Annotated in this window: 13 protein-coding genes; 8 read left to right on the top strand and 5 right to left on the bottom strand. The window is 58.8% G+C overall.

Annotated features, from left to right (window positions below; genetic code table 11):
* Positions 1 to 22 precede the first annotated feature (22 nt).
* From ACFX4T_RS13555 to ACFX4T_RS13545, 3 genes are read left to right on the top strand one after another with little or no spacing between them, the layout of a single operon-like run.
* Positions 23 to 1,105 (top strand): hypothetical protein, encoded by a 1,083-nt coding sequence (locus ACFX4T_RS13555; RefSeq protein ID WP_377652335.1) that lies wholly within the window; start codon positions 23 to 25, stop codon positions 1,103 to 1,105.
* Between the two features lie 5 nt (positions 1,106 to 1,110).
* Entirely contained in the window at positions 1,111 to 2,763 is a 1,653-nt protein-coding gene (locus tag ACFX4T_RS13550; RefSeq protein ID WP_377652334.1) for a glycosyltransferase, read from the top strand.
* Between the two features lie 9 nt (positions 2,764 to 2,772).
* A complete protein-coding gene (locus ACFX4T_RS13545; RefSeq protein WP_377652333.1) occupies positions 2,773 to 5,322 on the top strand; it encodes a hypothetical protein in 2,550 nt (849 codons plus the stop codon).
* Between the two features lie 75 nt (positions 5,323 to 5,397).
* Here the strand turns inward: ACFX4T_RS13545 and ACFX4T_RS13540 are convergent, their stop codons facing one another.
* The 4 genes from ACFX4T_RS13540 to ACFX4T_RS13525 all read right to left on the bottom strand — a co-directional run bounded on the left by ACFX4T_RS13540 (position 5,398) and on the right by ACFX4T_RS13525 (position 9,888).
* Entirely contained in the window at positions 5,398 to 7,050 is a 1,653-nt protein-coding gene (locus ACFX4T_RS13540) for a hypothetical protein (protein WP_377652332.1), read from the bottom strand.
* Positions 7,051 to 7,211: 161 nt separating this feature from the next.
* Positions 7,212 to 8,366, bottom strand: a complete 1,155-nt coding sequence (gene wecB / locus ACFX4T_RS13535) for a non-hydrolyzing UDP-N-acetylglucosamine 2-epimerase (protein WP_377652331.1) — start codon at positions 8,364 to 8,366, stop codon at positions 7,212 to 7,214.
* Positions 8,367 to 8,794: 428 nt separating this feature from the next.
* Positions 8,795 to 9,364 (bottom strand): YdcF family protein, encoded by a 570-nt coding sequence (locus ACFX4T_RS13530; protein ID WP_377652330.1) that lies wholly within the window; start codon positions 9,362 to 9,364, stop codon positions 8,795 to 8,797.
* A 59-nt stretch (positions 9,365 to 9,423) separates the two neighbouring features.
* The gene (locus ACFX4T_RS13525; protein ID WP_377652329.1) at positions 9,424 to 9,888 is read right to left on the bottom strand and encodes an Lrp/AsnC family transcriptional regulator; all 465 of its coding nucleotides are present in this window, start codon (positions 9,886 to 9,888) and stop codon (positions 9,424 to 9,426) included.
* A 171-nt stretch (positions 9,889 to 10,059) separates the two neighbouring features.
* On the opposite strand from ACFX4T_RS13525, the gene pdhA reads away from it, so the two are divergent.
* From pdhA to ACFX4T_RS13510, 3 genes are read left to right on the top strand one after another with little or no spacing between them, the layout of a single operon-like run.
* Positions 10,060 to 11,277: a pyruvate dehydrogenase (acetyl-transferring) E1 component subunit alpha gene (pdhA, locus tag ACFX4T_RS13520; RefSeq protein WP_377652328.1), complete on the top strand. Its 1,218-nt coding sequence runs from the start codon at positions 10,060 to 10,062 to the stop codon at positions 11,275 to 11,277.
* Entirely contained in the window at positions 11,274 to 12,374 is a 1,101-nt protein-coding gene (locus ACFX4T_RS13515; protein ID WP_377652327.1) for an alpha-ketoacid dehydrogenase subunit beta, read from the top strand. Before pdhA ends, ACFX4T_RS13515 begins: the two co-directional genes overlap by 4 nt.
* Before the next feature lie 2 nt (positions 12,375 to 12,376).
* Positions 12,377 to 13,840, top strand: a complete 1,464-nt coding sequence (locus ACFX4T_RS13510) for a dihydrolipoamide acetyltransferase family protein (protein WP_377652326.1) — start codon at positions 12,377 to 12,379, stop codon at positions 13,838 to 13,840.
* A 48-nt stretch (positions 13,841 to 13,888) separates the two neighbouring features.
* Here the strand turns inward: ACFX4T_RS13510 and ACFX4T_RS13505 are convergent, their stop codons facing one another.
* On the bottom strand, positions 13,889 to 14,620 hold the full coding sequence (locus tag ACFX4T_RS13505; protein ID WP_377652325.1) for a DUF6270 domain-containing protein: 732 nt from the start codon (positions 14,618 to 14,620) through the stop codon (positions 13,889 to 13,891).
* Between the two features lie 296 nt (positions 14,621 to 14,916).
* On the opposite strand from ACFX4T_RS13505, the gene ACFX4T_RS13500 reads away from it, so the two are divergent.
* The gene (locus tag ACFX4T_RS13500) at positions 14,917 to 15,753 is read left to right on the top strand and encodes a hypothetical protein (RefSeq protein WP_377652324.1); all 837 of its coding nucleotides are present in this window, start codon (positions 14,917 to 14,919) and stop codon (positions 15,751 to 15,753) included.
* 230 nt (positions 15,754 to 15,983) lie between these two features.
* On the top strand, positions 15,984 to 18,395 hold the full coding sequence (locus ACFX4T_RS13495) for a S8 family serine peptidase (RefSeq protein ID WP_377652323.1): 2,412 nt from the start codon (positions 15,984 to 15,986) through the stop codon (positions 18,393 to 18,395).
* Positions 18,396 to 18,401: the final 6 nt, after the last annotated feature.

The following is an 18,401-nucleotide window of genomic DNA, read 5'->3' as shown; positions in this document are numbered from 1 at the left end:
GAACTATGCCTGATAACGCCCGGTGTCTCGTTCGAGTACCTCTCTGGTATTCGAACGAGACAGCCCCAGCCGGACGGAGCGCGATGCAAAGAAAACTAAATACTTCCCAGAGAACTTCGATGCACGAAACGACTTCACGGAGCATTGCAGAATGTTAAGACTCAAAAATAACTCACCGCTGTCCAGATTCCTTCGAACACCCAGAGGTATTCTTGGGTTGACCATCGGCGCCCTAATCTTCGCTGGCGGCCTTATCTCCTATTTGGAATCCAGGAACTTAGGAATTTTCCTCGTCGTCATCGGATTGGCAGCGACCGTCCCGGTTCTCTTCGAAGGCACTTACACCGTTCGCCGTTCACTGGCGGCCGTGCGACAGAATACGCAAAAGACTACAGAGCAAACTCGCGCTATATCGAATATTGCCAGGTCGGCAGATTCGATCGACAAGAGTGTTCGCTTAAACGAAACGGATGTGGCCAAGCTTGTATCCGTTGGCAACCATGCTAAACACGTAACCAATACCGAGTCGTTTCCTTATTTGGAGCAGATCCGGGACTGGGTGGGAATGACCCGGCACGTACAAAGCCGAAACATTTCGATTGCAGCGGCAAGTGGAATATTTGAGTCGATCAGCCATCACTTGCCGGCAACGGTGGTGCATATCGGTTCCGGCATCTCAACTGCATGGGTCGCGAACTGCTTGACGCACCTCCAACCGCGGCCTTCCCTGACAGCAGGATTGGTGGGGTCCGACCAAGAGATCGCTGCCTTCCGCGCCGTTGTGGGTGCAGCCCAAGAAGCGAATGCAAGTTGCGATCTCTTGCCCGCGAGCCCTGTTCCGGCGGCTTCCCTCTCCGGAGTGACGGCACACTCGGCTGACATGGTCGTTATCGACTTCGGGGCCATTGCCTCAGGCACCGCGTTAACGGACAACATCCCGGCGTTGTATTTCAATTGGCTCCGACCTAAAACGCCTGTGGTGATCGTCGACTCGTCCGCCATCGATGTTCGGCCCGCGGTCCAGGCGTTCCTCGAGGCTCATCCTGGACTCTACGTAAAGAACATGTCGAAGTCGTACAACCGCGCAGAATTGATTGGAACGTGAAAGCGATGAACTCAAGCGACGTCCACCTTGGCTTGTTCAACCTGGTGAATAATTCGTTTGGGCTGGAGATTTCCTATGCCCTGCCTGAATCCACCCGGGACCTTCCGTCCGTTGGGGTCATCTTGGACGAATTCTCGACACAGTGTTTTGCCCCTGAAGCGCGACTCTGGCCGATCTCCACAAGGGACTATGCAGAGGCGCTGGAGCGACTTCGTCCAGATGTCCTCTTTGTTGAGTCTGCCTGGAGTGGAAATGATGGCGACTGGGCCTATCAGATTACCGGCCCCGGCGGTCCCAAGACGGCGTTCTATTCACTGATCCAAGCATGCCGACAACAAGGAATACCTACAGTCTTCTGGAACAAGGAAGACCCACCCCACTTCGAAGAATTCCTCCCTGCAGCCAAGGAATTCGACGTTATCCTCACGTCCGAAGAATCCTTGATCAAGGATTATGCGGCAGCGGCTGGTCATGACAACGTGGCAACCCTTCCCTTTGCTGCACAACCGCGTATCCACAAGCCGCTACGTGACTCACAGTCCAATGTCGGTAACGTGGCCTTCGCAGGGCAGTATTTTGCGCACAAGTTCCCGGAACGCCGTGACCAAATGAATCTGTTGTTCCCCCCGTCGGCAGAGCTTGGTTTGTCGATATACTCACGAGCCCTCGGCGGGGACGCAAATTACGCGTTTCCTGAACCTTACGCACAGTTCGTCGTCGGTTCGCTGCCGTACGCGGCAATGGTCAGGGCGTACGGCCACCACAAGGTCTTCCTCAACGTAAATTCTGTGCCGCAGTCGAAGAGCATGTGTGCGAGGCGGATTTTTGAACTGAGCAGCAGCAAGACGGCTGTTGTCAGCGTTGAATCAGAAGCTATTGCTGGTGCTTACGCGGCTGACGAAGTTTTCACGGTGCGGACGCAGTCCGAGGCTAAGGAAGTTCTCGGGCGTCTCGTGGGCGATCATGACTTCCGGGAACGCGCCACGCATAAGGCTTGGCGTCGGACCCTGCAGCAGCACACCTATGCCCAACGGATGCAGCAAATCTATTCCATGGCCGGGCTTGAGTGGAAGATTCCCCGCGATGGCGTTACGGCCGTGCTCGTTGCATCCTCTTTGTCGTCCTTGGACAGGCTCATCGCCCAGGCCAATGAACAGACGGTCGAGTTGGAAAAGGTTGTGATTGTTTGCCGCGTGGGACCTGAAGATAGTGAAATTCGAGCGGCATTGAAGCGCAGAGGCATGTCCGAATCCACAACCATCCTGCGAACCCTTCAGGACATCGAGGGTTTCCAGCTGGAATCCCCGTTTGTGGCCGTGTTCTCTGAGGCCTTTGATTACGCGCCGAACTATGTAAGCGACCTACGGCTCTACACACTTCACGACGCTGAGTCCCGTGTTACAGGCAAGGCAGTCACGTCCACTTCCAAGAAGCCGGATAGTGCCTATATTGGCGATAGCTGGCCTGAAGATACCGAAGGCTTCCGCATCCTATCCGGGGCATGGATTTCCCCGATCTCAGCTGATTGGAAGCCCCTTCTCGTGCACGAGTCTTTGACTCCTGGATCTGTCTTTGAATCTTCGGAGTTGGTGACGATTTCTGATCGGTTCAATGTACGCGAGGCATCCGCCAGTTCAGATCCGTCCTGGACGGTTTAGGGAAACATCATGAAAATTGCTTTGTTTGATGGCATAGTCGAAACGCACGTAGCTAGCTCCCTTGAGCGCGCCCTTGCGGCCGCCGGCCATACGGTTCTGAACACAGGGAAGGTCGGCCACGGGTACAAGTTTGCGACCGGCCCTGCCCAATTGCACGTCCTCAACTCAACGTTGGATAAGGTCATCGATTTTCGTCCTGACGTGATTTTCGTGTTCAGGCCGGCCAGCCTTCCGATGCCACTGCTCGAGCGGGCTAAGCGTACGGGTGCACGTCTGGTGGCTTGGCTTTCTGACGACCCCGTTCTTTGGGATCTCTCCTATGGCCCGGTTGTGGAAAGCTACGACGTAGTACTCCATTGTGGTACTGCCAGGGTCTTGGATTTTTACGAGTCCATGTTTGGGCGTCCCACTGGGATCAACTTCCCCTTCTGGACAGACCAAACTGCATTCCCTTACGTGTTTGGCTCGCAGCCACGGGAATCAGATGCAATGTTCTTGGGCAACGTTCACGACGAAGTTCGCCGGACCAGGTACTTCGACCTGGGTTCACTTACCTCAAGTGTCCGGATTCATGGCAGCGTCGGACGCGACTACTACCGAATCGGTGGTGGGTTCCTAGACAGCGACGAGGAAGTGGTCGAAGCCGGTGCCAGAACTGGACTCGCGATCAATATTCCGCAGTACTTCCGGGACCATCAAGGTCTCGAAACCTGGTTCGACGGTTTGGACAAGTTGGGTTTCTTCCAGTATCCGAGTCGCGTAATCCAGTACGCTGCAATGGGAATTCCGATCGTCTCCGTTGTCCCGGACGCCGAGGACCTGGCCTCCTTCCCTGAAATCATCTGCGTCGATTCGATCACGCAACTGGACAGCACCATTCAGTCTTTGCTTGCGTCTTCTTCGCTGGAAGAATTGAGCCGTTCAACGCACGATCGCTTCCTCAGGAACTACTCCGCGGCGGCTCGCGTCATGGCCTTGGAATCGGTGCTTTCCGATGATTCCTGGCAGGATCTGGATGCCACTGAACGCAGTCTCTGGTTCACTCAATTTGATGCTGTGGATGCCGGTCGCGAGAAAGCCGAACCAATTCGTTCCGCCGAAGCTGCCGTTCCGCAGGAGAGCATTGAGGTGAAGGGCACCACGAAGGCTCGCTCAATTGCCGTACTCGGTGTGGGATTCCGAAGAGTCACTTCCACTTCATCGGTGGCCATGAGGGCACTGCAAACGTTGGGGCATAACGTAGTAGCCCTTGACCTTGCCCAATATAAGAGTGTCCTTGTACCCGATCCCAACAATGAGTTTAAGTTTGTTGTCAACGCCGCTAAGTTCATTCAGTCCGTCAAGGAGCTTCCTGAACTGCTTGTTATTTCGGGGCTGGATTGCGGCATCACTCAGGCGGGTAGGGATGAGTTACTCGCGGCCGGCGTTCGGCTTGCGGTAATTGGTGCTGAACATGCCAAGGGCGGTGAGAAGGTTAAGCGCTTGGCTTCCAGGGTGGACTACCTCGGCGTCTTGAACGAAACTGTGGCCGCTGGACTTGTCAGCGACGGCTTCGAATCCGTGGAGCACCTGCCGCATCTGGTAGATCATTCGTTCCGGATGGCTACGGAACGGGTTCGCGAACGCGAGCAGCGCGTTGTAGTTGCCGGAAAGCGGAGACTTCATTTCAACAAGCAAGCCGCAGCCTTCCGGGACTTGGCCGACTGGCCTTCGCTGGAGCTGTTCATTGAGGAGTCACCTGCGGAATTCAACGACCTTGGGCTCCTGGCGGCTGCCTTGAAGTCCACAGTTGTTGTGGCCCCGTTTGATGCCAGCATTCCAGGTCCGCTGCCGTCCGAAGCCTTGCCGTTTGCCATGGCTTCCGGTTCTCTGGTGGTGGTGCCCCGCGGAGTCGGTACGATGAACATTTGTCCTGCCGGGATCGCCTCAGTGTCCGTTCGGGAGAGGGGCGAACTGGCTATGAAACTCGCCAGATTGGCCTCCTCGAATGCAAGTACAACGAGAATTCTGGCTGCAGCCCGTACCGTGGTCCTAGGGCCGCTCAATGCTGAAATGAGATTTGAAGGATTGCTGGAGCGCATCTTTGCCAGCGAAGCAACAAGTTCCACCGTTCAGCAAATTGTTAGCGACATCGATATTGTCGAGCCAGCGGTCAGTTGGGTGCTGGGACATGACCGGAGGTCCGTCCTGGTAACCCACGAGCGGATCAAGGGCAAGGGCACAGACCTGATAGCAACGGTGGCGCACAGCGTCAGCGAAGAGTCAGCTGGGTTGTACAAACTGACGGTCAGTGTGGGTGGATCTGTCGCCTACACAGAGGTCTTGAAGACCTCGCCGGTTACACGCAATCTGCGGGTCCACGTCCCCAAGAACCAGAAAACCCCGGAGGTGTCGTTCGCTATCCTTCCGGCTTCCAAGTCTCTGAAGGTCCGGCCCGCGTCGTTCCCCTCCGCCGAGATCAGCAACTTGGAGTGGGTTGGGTCCCTGGAAAATGTGAATTCCTTGGTGGCCGTTTCAACGTCCCCTTGGGGTGCTGGCAGCGGTATTTCCTCCCACTAGCAAATTACTTGCCGACAGAACGAGGCCTTCTGCCCAAGCCCGGGCAGAAGGCCTCGTTACTTAACTGTGGAACTCTTAGCCGCGGTCTGAGTAGAACGCATCGTTCTTTGCGCCCGCGCCATTCACGACGTCGATCATGTAGTACTTCCCAATCCCGAGCGAGGTGCTGCCTAGCTTGGCCGTGACTGACTCAAGCCGTGGATTAATGCCACGTTGCTCGCCATAATCCGGGTTGTAGTTTGCAGCGGTGACTGTCTTTTCATAGGTCCGGCCATATACGTCGGTCCACTTTACGGTCACGGTTCCGCCGCTCAGATTATGTCCCGTGACCAGAACATCTCCGTTGCCGTAGAAGATGGAATCCGTTATTACGGGCGTCATGTTGCCAGCTTTTATGCGCTCGGCGAGTGGAGACCAAGTACCGGTGCACGTGTAATAGCCGTCCCACATGAAGGAGATGACCTTCATGGGGGAGTTACCCAGCTGCTGGAGTTGCCTGTCAACCCGTGCTTTCGTGGTTTGGCCTCGCAAATTGCTGTCACATGGGTTCTGGCTTGTCGCTGGCGCCATGCCCTCGAGGTTGGCCCACAGCTGGGCTCCCGTGCCATCGACCCCTTCAGCTGCGGCCGCGAAATAGTCACGAACCGGTGCCTGGTATTTACTACCCCAGGTGCCGCTCCCCACGATGGAGGCATTGAACTGATCGACGGGGCTCCCAGCTTCGTTGCCAAAGAAGGCGCCGGACTTACCCGTTCCCATACCATCCTGAATGGCTATCGCAAGGCTGTTGTTGCCTGCCGTCTTGCCTATCTTCTCGGCACCGTCGCGGACCTGTGTAGTCGTGAGGCCAACTGTCTTCCTCCCGTCCAGATAGGGACTGACGAGTCCGCCGCGGTCCGGATGTATGCGGGCTATAGCCTGGTTCTGAATGCGGTATAGGTTCAAGATGGGGTCGAACGTCGTGCCGCTGGTTACAGGCATCTCATAAGAAAGGTAGAAACCAGCGAGACCGGCTACGTTTATGACGTTGGCTTGGTAGCGAAGGAATCGATCGGTGAACTGCGTAAAAGCAGGAAGATACGTGACATCCGGGAGATATCCGTAGTCCGTGCGGGCAACCGGTATTGGGAGCCCGGCATAGTACTTCATTCCCAATGAAGTCGCAGTCTTGGCGAGTGAAACATTAACGCCAGCCGTTCCCGCTGCCGTTGCGCCGCTAACGACTACGACGTCGTATAAGCCATTCGTCGATGTGCAACTGCTGCCTTGGTTGGGCAGTACGAAAACTGTGAAAGGTTTGCCATTTCCCGTGAGGGAAATATCGCGGGGGCAGACATGCGACGGCGCACCCCACAGGGCACTATCTGAGTAAGTGAAGTACCGGTTGACCTTTACGCCGGCTGCCGCTGCCTGCGCGCAGTTTGTCCCGTTGACTTTGCAGTCGACGGGAATGTCCGTCAGGGTGGCGGGCTTTATGCGCGACCCAAACGTTACGACAGTGTCCCCACCGACAGCTTTGATGTCGGAGAGTTTCTGCAAGTTCACGGCGTCACTGCTACTCCCAAAAATGAAGTAGCCACTTATGGGATAGACGGGAGGTGCAGCCGCTTGGGCTGTCGATGCGTGCAGGAAACCTACTACTAGGACAAATGCGGCCAGAAGGCTGGCCGTAATATGTCTGGCGTTAAAAGTAGGTGGGAGGGACGTCTCGGACCTGAACTTTGCCACGGTGGATCCTTGGGCTCGTAGGGTGAGACCTTGGACCTATGGCAAAAGAATGGCGTGCGGGCACGCCAAACTCAATGACTTGACATCAACTTTCAAGCACCAAAAAGAACTGTAATTTGTGCTAACCGTTCGTGACAGCCCTGTTGCAGGGACTGTCTTTACTAAACGGAAACTGTCACACCGAACTCGTCGATCCGCTGCCCGACACCGAGGAGCTCGGCAATGGCGGCCACTGTACGTTCTGAAGCGCGACCGTCGCCGTAGGGGTTGACGGCGTTGGCCATGGCATCGAAATGATCGGCGTCGTTCAAGAGGCGGTCAACTTGGGAGACAATTCGTTCCTCATCGGTACCAATAAGAGTAACCGTGCCGGCTTCAACGGCTTCAGGACGTTCAGTGTTTTCGCGCATCACCAGAACGGGCTTGCCGAGGCTCGGGGCTTCCTCCTGGACTCCACCGGAGTCGGTGAGGACGATGTGTGCCAGGGACAGCATTCGAGTGAACTCCCCGTAGGCCAATGGCTCCGTGACCACCACATTCGGCTTCCCCTCGAGGGCGGGCAGGACCGCTTCCCTGACAACCGGGTTCTTGTGCGCGGGCAGGACGATGACGAGGTCCGGCTCGGCGTCTGCAATGCGGGCCAACGCGCGGCCCACGCCGCGCATGGCGTCACCCTGGTTTTCGCGGCGGTGTGTGGTGACAAGGAGGATCTTGCGACCACTGGCTGCCAGTTCCTCGAGCTGCGGGTCCGTGAAGGGAATCTGCTTGTCCACTGTGGTGAAGAGTGCGTCGATCACGGAATTGCCCGTGACGACGATGTCTTCAGCAGATACGCCTTCGGCAAGGAGGTTGGCCCGGCTGGTCGTGGTGGGCGCAAGATGCAGCGTCGTGATTTGGCTGGTGATCTTGCGGTTGGCTTCCTCGGGGAACGGCGAAAGAAGGTTGCCGCTACGGAGGCCTGCCTCAACGTGCACGACGGGGATGCCATGGTAAAAAGCGGCGATTGCTCCGGCCGTCGACGTGGTGGTGTCACCCTGAACGATGACGGCGTCAGGCTTGTTGGCCGAGAAGAGCTTGTCGAGTCCGGTCATGGTGCGCGTCATGATGTCAGTAAGGGACTGGCCGGGCTGGAGGATATCGAGATCGTGGTCGGGACTAATGCCGAAAAGGTCGTTGACCTGGTCGAGCATTTCCCGGTGCTGACCCGTGACGGTTACGATGCAGTCGAACTCTTCGGATTCGTGCAAAGCGTGAACAATGGGTGCCATTTTGATGGCTTCCGGACGAGTACCGAAAATGGGCATAATGCTGGGCACGTTTTCCCCCAAGAGAGCGATCTTGCGACAGACAGAGACTTCAACATCCTATCGGAGCCGACCGCTGAGCCAGAATCGAAGCCTGGGTTGGGCTCCTGGGAGCTAGCCGGCAACGAGAAGGATAGCGAGCAATGCCGGCACGGCCACAACAACCAGAACGACAAGAACCAGCGCCACCCGACGCTTAAACTGTTGCTGCTCGGAACTCTTGGTGGGGACTATGGGGATCGGGGCTGACGAAGGCCTCGGATGGTCGGTTATGGGCGCCGATGGCGTCCGGGCGGGGACCGACGGGAGACTGAAGCGCAACCGACGGCGCCGGTAGTGACGGCCCGCTGGAAGCGGGCCGACTGGTGTTGGACTCACCTTGTGCACCTTCCATGGCCGGTCGCTCGGCGACGTGTTTTCTGACAGTTCTCCCCTCTACCTTAGTGAGAAGAACACTCCGGCTGCATCCACACGTCGATGAGGCCGCCTGTTTCGACGACGAATCGGTCCAGCCATGCTCCCGCCGAAAGGTCGGGTTGTGAGCCGACCATTTGGACCTCTGCCGACGTGCACTGGCGCATCAGGGTGCCAGCGCGAAGGAGGTGATAGTCGGACGTAACCACGGTGACGGACTTCCATCCGTTCTGCGCAATCAGCTCCGAAAGGCCTCTGGCTTCACCTCGGGTGTTCAGCGGCGAGGGCCGGAAACAGATCAGATCGGGGTCGTCGTCTTCATGGCACAAAGCATCACCCTCAACGTTGCCGGACAGGCCAGTCGTCGAGACCACCAAAATGGGGATGTCCAGGCTTTCCTGGAGTTCCTGAGCCACTGGAAGTCGTTCCTTACTTAACCCGCCCAAAACGACGATGGCGTCGGTACGGTGAGGGACTGCTCTCGGAGGGCTGTAAAAGAACTGAAAAGCGGCAATCAGCCATAGCAGCGCGATGGCCACAACCGACACAGCAAGCCGCGCAGCGGCGCGTGTGACGGAGGCGGTTTTGAGGGGCACGGGGACAGTCTATGGTGCCTGAATGTGCGTTCGGTACGAGGCTCCTGCCGCTAGGGCAGTTACCGCGTATCGACGTCCTCAAAGACCAGGAAAGTCTGGGTATCCAGGACTCCCTCCATAGACTGCAATTGGTCGAAGATCACACGGCGTAGGTGAATGTTGTCGGTGGCGCGGACCAGCAGAATGACGTCAAAGTCGCCGCCCACCAGGGCGATGTGGTGAACCTCGGGAATCGCCCGCAGGTGCTCCTTCAGTTCCCGCCAAGAATGCTGCTGGACCTTGAGGGTTACGTAGGCCGAAGATCGCAGGCCGGCTTTGATCGGGTCCACCAACGCCGTGAACTTGGTCAAAACCCCCTCGCCGGTCAGCCGGGCAATTCGTGAGTACGCATGCGCCCGGCTGATGTGCACGTTCTCGGCCACTTGTGTGATGGACATCCGGCCGTCAGTTGTGAGCTCGCGGATGATGTTCCGGTCAACATCATCCAGGGGAACGGCAGTCTGCTCCGCCTCGGTCTCGCTCACGTGGTCTCCAATTCGTCTACGGGACTGGCTCGTTACCCAGCTCACATTTGCAATTCGTCTTTCAGAATAACCACTTCCTGCATGCTCTTCCATGATTTGAATGAAAGCTGGATACGAAACAGCTCTCCGGAACATACTGGAAGCACATAGTGGCTAGAGAAGGGCGGACCAATGACGATCCACGCAGACCACACTGCGCCGGAAGCGGCAGTAGAGGACCAGGCTGCTGACGTTCAAAGAAAATTCGGCATCAGCGTAGAGGACTACATGCTGCCCGCCCGGCACCAGATTCAGATGGTGAATCCGGATGGAACCCTTCGCTCCCACGAAGAGCAGGGCACCGAACCGGGCCATGAGTACCCCACGCCAAGCGATGCTGAACTCATGGCCGCTTACGAGCAGCTCGTCGTCGGGCGTCGTGTCAATGATCAGAACTCTGCTCTGGTCCGGCAGGGCCGTATGGCTGTCTATCCGTCAAGCCACGGACAGGAAGCCTGCCAGGTGGCGGCTGCCATGTGCCTCAGCGAAGGTGACTGGCTCTTCCCGACGTATCGCGACGCCGTCGCAGTGATGACCCGTGGTGTGGATCCTGTCGAAGCGATGACGATCTTCCGCGGTGACTGGCACGGTGGGTACGACCCCTCAAAGCACCACGTCGGGATCCAGTGCACCCCGCTGACCACACAGCTGCTGCACGCCGTCGGCGTCGCGCATGCCGCCAAACTCCGCGGTGAGGACACCGTGGTGATGGCAATGTGCGGCGATGGCGCCACGAGTGAGGGTGACTTCCACGAGGCCCTGAACTTTGCTGCCGTCTTCCACCTGCCAGTCATCTTCTTCGTGCAGAACAACAAATACGCGATTTCCGTCCCGCTGAGCCACCAGTCGGTGGCACCGTCGCTGGCCCACAAGGCTGTTGGCTACGGTATGGCCGGGGAGCGAGTGGACGGCAACGACCTCGTCGCGCTCCTCGCCGTCATGGACCGGGCAGTGAAGCTGGCCCGCGAAGGCTCCGGACCCCTCCTGATCGAGGCCCACACCTACCGCATGCAGGCGCACACCAACGCCGACGATGCTACGCGCTACCGCCCGGACAGCGAGGTGGCCGAATGGCAAGCGAAGGATCCGCTGACCCGAATGAAGTCCTATCTCACCCACAAGGGACTTCTGGACGCCGCCGCCAATGATCGTATTGCCGAACATGCAGAAGCCGTCGCTACACAGTTGCGCGAAGGCCTCGGTGAAGACGTCCCCGTACAACCGCTGGACCTCTTTAAGTACGTGTTCTCCAAGCCCACCCCGCAGCTGAGAGAGCAGTCTGAACTGCTGGCTGACGAACTCGCCCGCGCTGAAAGCGCCGAAAATCACGGAACGGAGAGCGCAAAATGACCGTCACCACTACTGCCAACGGCACCACCACAGCCAACGTCAGCGCAGCCACCGCAAGCGCCGCCGCGTCCGCTGCAGCTACCGCTGAGGCGAGCGGCCCTCAGTCCATCACCATGGCCAAGGCGCTCAACACAGCAATGGCCGATGCCATGCGTGCCGATTCCTCGGTGCTGGTCTTCGGCGAGGATGTCGGGATGCTGGGCGGTGTCTTCCGCATCACCGACGGCCTCATGGCCGAGTTCGGCGAGCAGCGCTGCTTCGACACCCCGCTGGCAGAATCCGGCATCGTCGGCATGGCTGTAGGAATGGCCATCAACGGCATGCGCCCCGTCATCGAGATGCAGTTTGATGCGTTCGCCTACCCGGCGTTCGAACAGATCGTCAGCCACGTCGCCAAGATGCACAACCGAACCAAGGGCAAGCTCAAGATGCCCCTGGTCATCCGCGTTCCGTACGCCGGCGGCATCGGGGGAGTGGAACACCACTGCGACTCCTCCGAGTCCTACTACGCCCACACCGCTGGCCTGAAGGTGTACACACCAGCCACCGTTGCGGACGGTTACCGGATGCTTCGCGAGGCCATCGACTCCGATGATCCCGTCATGTTCATGGAGCCCAAGAAGCTCTACTGGTCCAAGGACCAGGTGGACCTGGAAGCCTTGCGCGCAGAGCACGACGCCGGCACCTCCACCGAGGGCCGCGCGGCTGTTGCGCGTCCGGGCACTGACGCGACCTTGATTGCGTACGGTCCCTCCGTTCCCACTGCGCTCGCAGCCGCGGCCGCTGCGGCCGAAGAGGGCCGTTCCCTCGAGGTCATTGACGTCCGAACTCTTGTCCCCTTCGACGACGAGACCGTCTGCGCGTCTGTGCGTAAGACGGGACGCGCCGTCGTGATCGCCGAGGCGCACGGCTTCGCCTCTGTGTCGTCCGAGATCGTGGCGCGTGTCCAAGAGCGTGCGTTCCACTACCTCGCCGCACCGATCCGCCGTGTGACTGGCTTCGATGTTCCGTTCCCGTCACCCAAGTTGGAGCACTACTACCTGCCAAGCGTCGATCGCATTCTCGACGCCGTCGACGACCTTCAATGGGAGGACTGACCATGAGCTCAGATATGCAGGTATTTCGTCTGCCGGACCTGGGGGAGGGCCTTACCGAGGCCGAACTCGTGAATTGGCTCGTCGCTGTGGGTGACGAAATCAAGGTCGATCAGCCGATCGCTGAAGTCGAAACAGCCAAGTCCATGGTGGAGGTGCCCTCGCCTTACGCGGGCACGGTGGCAGAGCTTCACGGTGAGGCCGGCCAAACCCTCGACGTCGGCAAGCCGCTGATCTCGATCGCTCGTTCGGGCGCCGCTCCCGCTGCGCCGGAGGCTCCATCCTCTGCCGAAGATGCAGTCTCGACCGGGATCGTGGCCTCGCCCCAGGTTGATGCGGCGGCCGAGACGTATCGCACCGAGGAGAAAGCTGGTTCCGGCAACGTACTTATCGGATACGGGACTCCTGGTGGCGTGACCGGAGGCCGCACCCGCCCGCGGAAGGCGAGCGTCGGCGTCGTCGATCGCGAAAAGGAGACCCTGGCCGAGACTCCGGTTGCTTCAGAACCGGCAGTCGCCGGAACGCGCATCCCCGGCAAACTGAGTGCGGTCATCTCGCCGCTCGTCAGGAAGATGGCCCGGGACCATGGTGTTTCCCTTGAGACTATCGAGGGTTCGGGGGCCAGTGGGCTGATCATGCGCCGGGATGTGGAAGCTGCGATCTCTACACCGGAAGCTCCTGCTGCGGCTCGTACTGCAGCGAAGGCGGATGCTCCAGCCTCGGCCGCCGTTGCCGGGGGCGACCTCGATTCCCGTACGGGACTGGCTGTCGCGGCCCGGACTCCGGTCCGCGGAGTTCGCAAGGCAGTTGCAGCCAACATGACCAAGAGCCGCACGGAGATCCCGGAGGCGACGGTCTGGGTGGACGTGGATGCGACGGCTCTCCTTGAAATGCGGGCTGAACTGAAGAAGCGTGCCCCGCATGACACGCCTGGTCTGCTGGCCTTCATCGCCCGTTTTGTCACGGCTGGGTTAAAAAGGTACCCCGCGCTGAACACGCGCTTTGAAGTGGGGCAGGACGGCTCCCAGGAGATTGTCGGTTTTGACGGAATCAACCTCGGTTTCGCAGCACAGACGGACCGCGGTCTTGTGGTCCCGTCTGTCCGGAACGCGCACCAGTTGAGCGCCCGCGAGTTGGACGCCGAGATCCGGCGCCTCACCACCGTGGCGCGTGAAGGTAAGGCCACTCCAACCGAGCTCGGCTCAGGCACCTTCACCCTGAACAACTACGGCGTATTCGGAGTGGACGGCTCGGCCGCGATCATCAACTACCCGGAGGTTGCGATGCTCGGCGTGGGTCGCATCATCGACAGGCCATGGGTAGTCAGCGGCGAGCTTGCCGTCCGCAAGGTTACCGAGTTGACCCTCGCCTTCGATCACCGTGTGTGCGATGGCGAGACCGCGGCCGGTTTCCTTCGGTACGTCGCGGACGCGATCGAGAACCCGGGCGGGGCGCTCGCGGATATGTAGACGGAGGGGGTTGGCGCCGATTGGTGCCGACCCCCTTTGTGTGCGCCTTTAGTTCGCGGCTGCCGTGACTGCGTCTCGCATCTGGTGGTAGACCGCGTCAACGTAGTGATAAGGCGCGAGGCCCCACTGATGCCCCGCTGCCGCCTTGACGACATCCTGGCCAATCGAGAGCACGTTGCAACCTTCTTGGCGGAGGTGGTCGAAGTAGCGCTGATAGACCTTGTTGTACGTTGCAGCGTAGAGGCCTCGGTAGATGAGGCCGGAATGTCCGCTATCGGATGTTTCAGCCCATTCTGGAGCCAGGACGAGCATCGGGCGTCCAGTCTCTTTGATCTTCCGCACAACGGTGGTTGCTGACTTTGACCAGAGCGCGAAGTGTTCCTCCGAGCCGAACGCAATGAGCCTGGGTTCGCTGGGCTGTTGCTGCAGAAGCTTGCTTTCGCCCAGCTCCCAGCTATTTGTGACGTATGTACCCCGCCCGAGCTCATAAGTTCCCAGCCGCTCGTCCACGAGATCCAGCAAAAATAGGTCAGTGGCGCTTGCCGACCGATCTATGGTGTCGAAAAGCGATGAGCGGATGTCATTTCGCACGCATTGCTTCTGGAACTTGGAGGTGAGTGAACTCTCACCACGAAGAACGCCGCGAGGGGAGGCTGCACTTATCATCCCTTGGCGGGCGACGTATTCGACTATGGACCAGTCTTTGTCGAGGAAAGGGTACGTGTCACGGGACACGCAGCTGCCGTAAATGAACAAGCCAGGCAAGATGAACTCCCACATTGTCGGAAGAGAATTCCCCCAGCCTAGCAAGACAGGTGTGCGCGCCGTTGACGAGCCCACATGTGGTTGACACAGGGTCCAGAGGCATGCCAGCCGGTTCGTCCGGGGCAGATCTGTTCGGGTATCTTGTCTTAGTGGGGAAAATAGAAGGCTTCGCTGAACGCCGTACTTATGCCTTCGATATGGGCTTTGGGTTCTGCGAGCTGTGTGCCGAAGCGTTCTTTCTGAACGGTCAAAATGACGGGCCCGACCACCCCTGTCCTACCAGGCCCCGAATCATTGACCCCTCAAAGCACATGGTCACAAACTACAAGGGTGTGCAAGCGTTCCTTAACGTGACCAAGATCCCGGCTGGATATCAGATCATCGTGGAAAACGGGCTTCCCATCGATGTTAATTGCCAGAACCGGGGTTTCGATACAACCGTGGTTTTCTTCCAGGGCGCCATCGACCCGTCATGGACGCTCCCCGCTTTCGGCGGCATGGGTGTCTCGTCCGATGCTCAGGTGAACCGAATCTTCATCTCGGACCCAAGCCTGGTCCTGACTGACCGACTGAACCTTGGATGGTTCGTCGGCAATTCACGCATGAACATCCAGAAGAACCTCCTCCAAATCATCAATCACATCGTGGACATGTGGGGGCAACAGCGAGTCGTCTTTTACGGCGCTTCAGGCGGCGGGTTTGCATCACTGTTCTTCTCTGCACATTTCCCCGGCTCGCTGGCCATTGTTTCGAACCCCCAGACAAACGTTGCCAAATACGAGTTGCCAGCCGTTGAGCGTTTTGCGGAAGTTTGCTATGGCGTCAAGGGTGAGGACCCTATGTCCCGGCTCCCGGACGACGTCACGACCAACCTTGTTGAACTCTATCGAGAGCCACGCGGCAACGTTGTTGCGTACATGCAGAACAGTACGGATTTCTCCCACGTCGAGGACCACATGAATCCTTTTTTGTCGGCGTCGCACCCAGACAACGAAATCCATGTCCTTCTCGGCGACTGGGGAAACGGGCACGTCGCGCCGCCCAAGCCCATTCACGTCGAGGCGCTAACGGTCGCGGCAAGCCCCGATTGGCAATCCGGACTCGCCGCCATGGGATTCGAACGGGCTCAGTTACCACCATCGGAGTAGAACGAGGCTTCGCCGGCCACGCAGCAGGACCCCGATTCAGGTGATTGGGGTCCTGCTCTTTGTGGTGCAAATCCTCGGGAAATCCTCACAAAATACTGGCGGAGAGTGCCACCAACTCTGCGTACAATTTTCTGTGGGGGTCAGCTGGTGGTCTCCAGTTGCCCGCGACCCAGCCTTACCGTGCTCAGTCGCCGTTCTAGGATGCCCAACCCATGGTAAAAAACTCCCCAATGCGATCCTTGAGGACCGTCGGCTTCGCGTTGACCACGCTCCTCATTACCGGGGGACTGGCCGTTCAGCCAGCAGCAGCCGATGACAATGACATCATCCCGAGCACCCCGCAATCACTGCGTCCGGCACTTGAAGTGGCAACGGACCAGTTTATTGTCGGGCTACGGGACAACGTCAAAGCAGCCGCGGCTGCGGCTACGGCGGAGCAGGCTGCAGATCGCGCGGCCACCAAGCTCGGAGTGGCTGCCGAAAGCGCGCACCAAAACGCAGCGGGCGGGCAGGTCATCAAACTTGGCAAGGCCCTTTCAGGGACAACTGCTGAGCAATTCCTGAAAACCCTTCGTGCGGATCCCAACGTTGCCTACGCCGAAGCTGACGACATCATGCAGGTGGCTGCTGATCCGAACGATGCCTACTATTCAACGCAGTGGGATCTCTCAGAGGATTTGGCCGGCATTCGGCCTTCCGGGGCGTGGCAATACAATCACGGTGAAGGCGTAGTCGTTGCCGTAGTCGACTCCGGGATCACGAGCCATCCGGATCTCAACGCCAATGTGTTGCCCGGCTATGACATGATGTCCGATGCCGCCGATGCAAGGGATGGGAACGGCAGGGATGCAGACCCTACAGACCCTGGCGATTGGTCTACGGCAAATGAATGCGGAGTGGGGAGCCCGCAGATAAATTCTTCCTGGCATGGAACCCACGTGGCGGGAACAATTGCAGCCATCGGAAACAACGCCACCGGAGTAACGGGCGTGGCGCCGAAGGCAAAAATTCTTCCGGTGCGGGCATTGGGTGCTTGCGGCGGCTATACGTCGGACATCGCGGATTCAATCATTTGGGCAGCAGGCGGCGTTGTTGCCGGGGCTCCAATCAACCCCAACCCGGCACGCGTCATCAACCTCAGCCTTGGTGGCATCAAGCCGTGCTCTGCCACCTATCAAAACGCGATCAATTTCGCCTATAACGCTGGCGCTGCCGTGGTAGTCGCTGCCGGGAATTCCAATCGGCCCGCGGCAGACTCCAGCCCTGCAAACTGCCAGAACGTCATCACGGTTGCCGCCAGCGACAGGACAGGAGCAAAGGCGTCGTACTCCAACTACGGGAGCGTTGTGGATGTAACTGCTCCCGGCGGCGAGATGAGTTCCTCAGCCTTGAACGGTATCTTGTCCACCTACAACTCCGGGACAACCACGCAGGGAACGCCGGGCTACGCATTCATGCAGGGTACGTCCATGGCGGCCCCTCACGTGGCGGGCCTTGCGGCTCTCCTTTATTCGGCTGAGGGCATCACCCTGACTCCGGAGCACTTGGAACAACAACTGAAGCAGACCTCGAGGCCACTTCCTGCTGGCTGTTCCGCCGGGTGTGGCGCCGGTCTGATTGATGCCACTGCAGCCCTCACAACGTTTGGTGGGCATCTTCCCGTGACGCCTGCAGCAGTCGTATTCATTGACCGGGACGGCACCTCGAACGATACCTACACGATTCCCACGTCGGCCGGCGTTGAATACTTGGTTGGCGGAAAGGTTCTTGCCGCTGGCACCTATGCCGGCAGCGGATCAGTGACTGTTACCGCCAGGGCTCTGACAGATTATTCGTTTGCTCTTGCGGCAGTGGCCGAGTGGAAGTTCACCTTCAAGACTTCCACCCAAAAAAACACTGATTTCGACGGTGACGGCAAGAGTGATGTTCTTGCCAGGGACACCGCCGGTGTTTTGTGGCTGTATCCGGGCAACGGTTCCGGTGGCTGGCTTCCAGCCCGCAAGATTGGTGCAGGCTGGAATGCCATGACGTCCATTGAGTCCCCCGGCGACTTCAACGGTGACGGCAAAATGGATGTCATCGCGCGGGATGCGAATGGTGTTTTGTGGTTGTACCCGGGCAATGGGTCCGGTGGCTGGTTTGCCGCCCGCCAGATCGGTACTGGCTGGAACGGGATGGCCGCGATCGAGGCACCCGGTGACTTCAATGGGGACGGCAAAGCCGATGTGATCGCCCGGGATGCCAATGGAGTTTTGTGGCTTTATCCCGGTAACGGTTCAGGTGGCTGGCTTGCTGCCCGCCAGATCGGTTCGGGTTGGAATGTCATGACCGCTATCGATGGTCCCGGAGATTTCGACGGGGACGGCAAAGCTGACGTTCTTGCTCGCAACTCATCCGGCGTTTTGTGGTTGTACCCCGGTAACGGGACAGGCGGTTGGCTTGCTGCCCGCCAGATTGGTTCCGGTTGGAATGTCATGACCGCGATGGAAGGCCCCGGCGACTTTGACGGTGACGGCAAGGTTGACGTCGTTGCCCGCAACGGGTCCGGGGTGTTGTGGTTGTACCCCGGTGACGGTTCTGGTGGTTGGCTTGCTGCCCGTCAGATTGGGTCCGGCTGGAACGTCATGACAGCCATCGTGTAGTTCGGC

The organism is Paenarthrobacter sp. YIM B13468 (genome assembly GCF_042788025.1).
In the GTDB taxonomy this organism is placed as follows: Bacteria; Actinomycetota; Actinomycetes; order Actinomycetales; family Micrococcaceae; genus Arthrobacter; species Arthrobacter aromaticivorans.
The sequence above is the reverse complement of the archived record's forward strand: the minus strand, read 5'-3'. Positions and strand labels throughout refer to the sequence as shown.

Coding starts and splice junctions, on each gene's coding strand:
- ACFX4T_RS13550 (WP_377652334.1), top strand. CDS start 1,111: ATGAACTCAAGCGACGTCCACCTTGGCTTGTTCAACCTGGTGAATAAT.
- ACFX4T_RS13545 (WP_377652333.1), top strand. CDS start 2,773: ATGAAAATTGCTTTGTTTGATGGCATAGTCGAAACGCACGTAGCTAGC.
- pdhA (WP_377652328.1), top strand. CDS start 10,060: ATGACGATCCACGCAGACCACACTGCGCCGGAAGCGGCAGTAGAGGAC.
- ACFX4T_RS13515 (WP_377652327.1), top strand. CDS start 11,274: ATGACCGTCACCACTACTGCCAACGGCACCACCACAGCCAACGTCAGC.
- ACFX4T_RS13510 (WP_377652326.1), top strand. CDS start 12,377: ATGAGCTCAGATATGCAGGTATTTCGTCTGCCGGACCTGGGGGAGGGC.
- ACFX4T_RS13505 (WP_377652325.1), bottom strand. CDS start 14,620: ATGTGGGAGTTCATCTTGCCTGGCTTGTTCATTTACGGCAGCTGCGTG.
- ACFX4T_RS13500 (WP_377652324.1), top strand. CDS start 14,917: ATGGTCACAAACTACAAGGGTGTGCAAGCGTTCCTTAACGTGACCAAG.
- ACFX4T_RS13495 (WP_377652323.1), top strand. CDS start 15,984: ATGCGATCCTTGAGGACCGTCGGCTTCGCGTTGACCACGCTCCTCATT.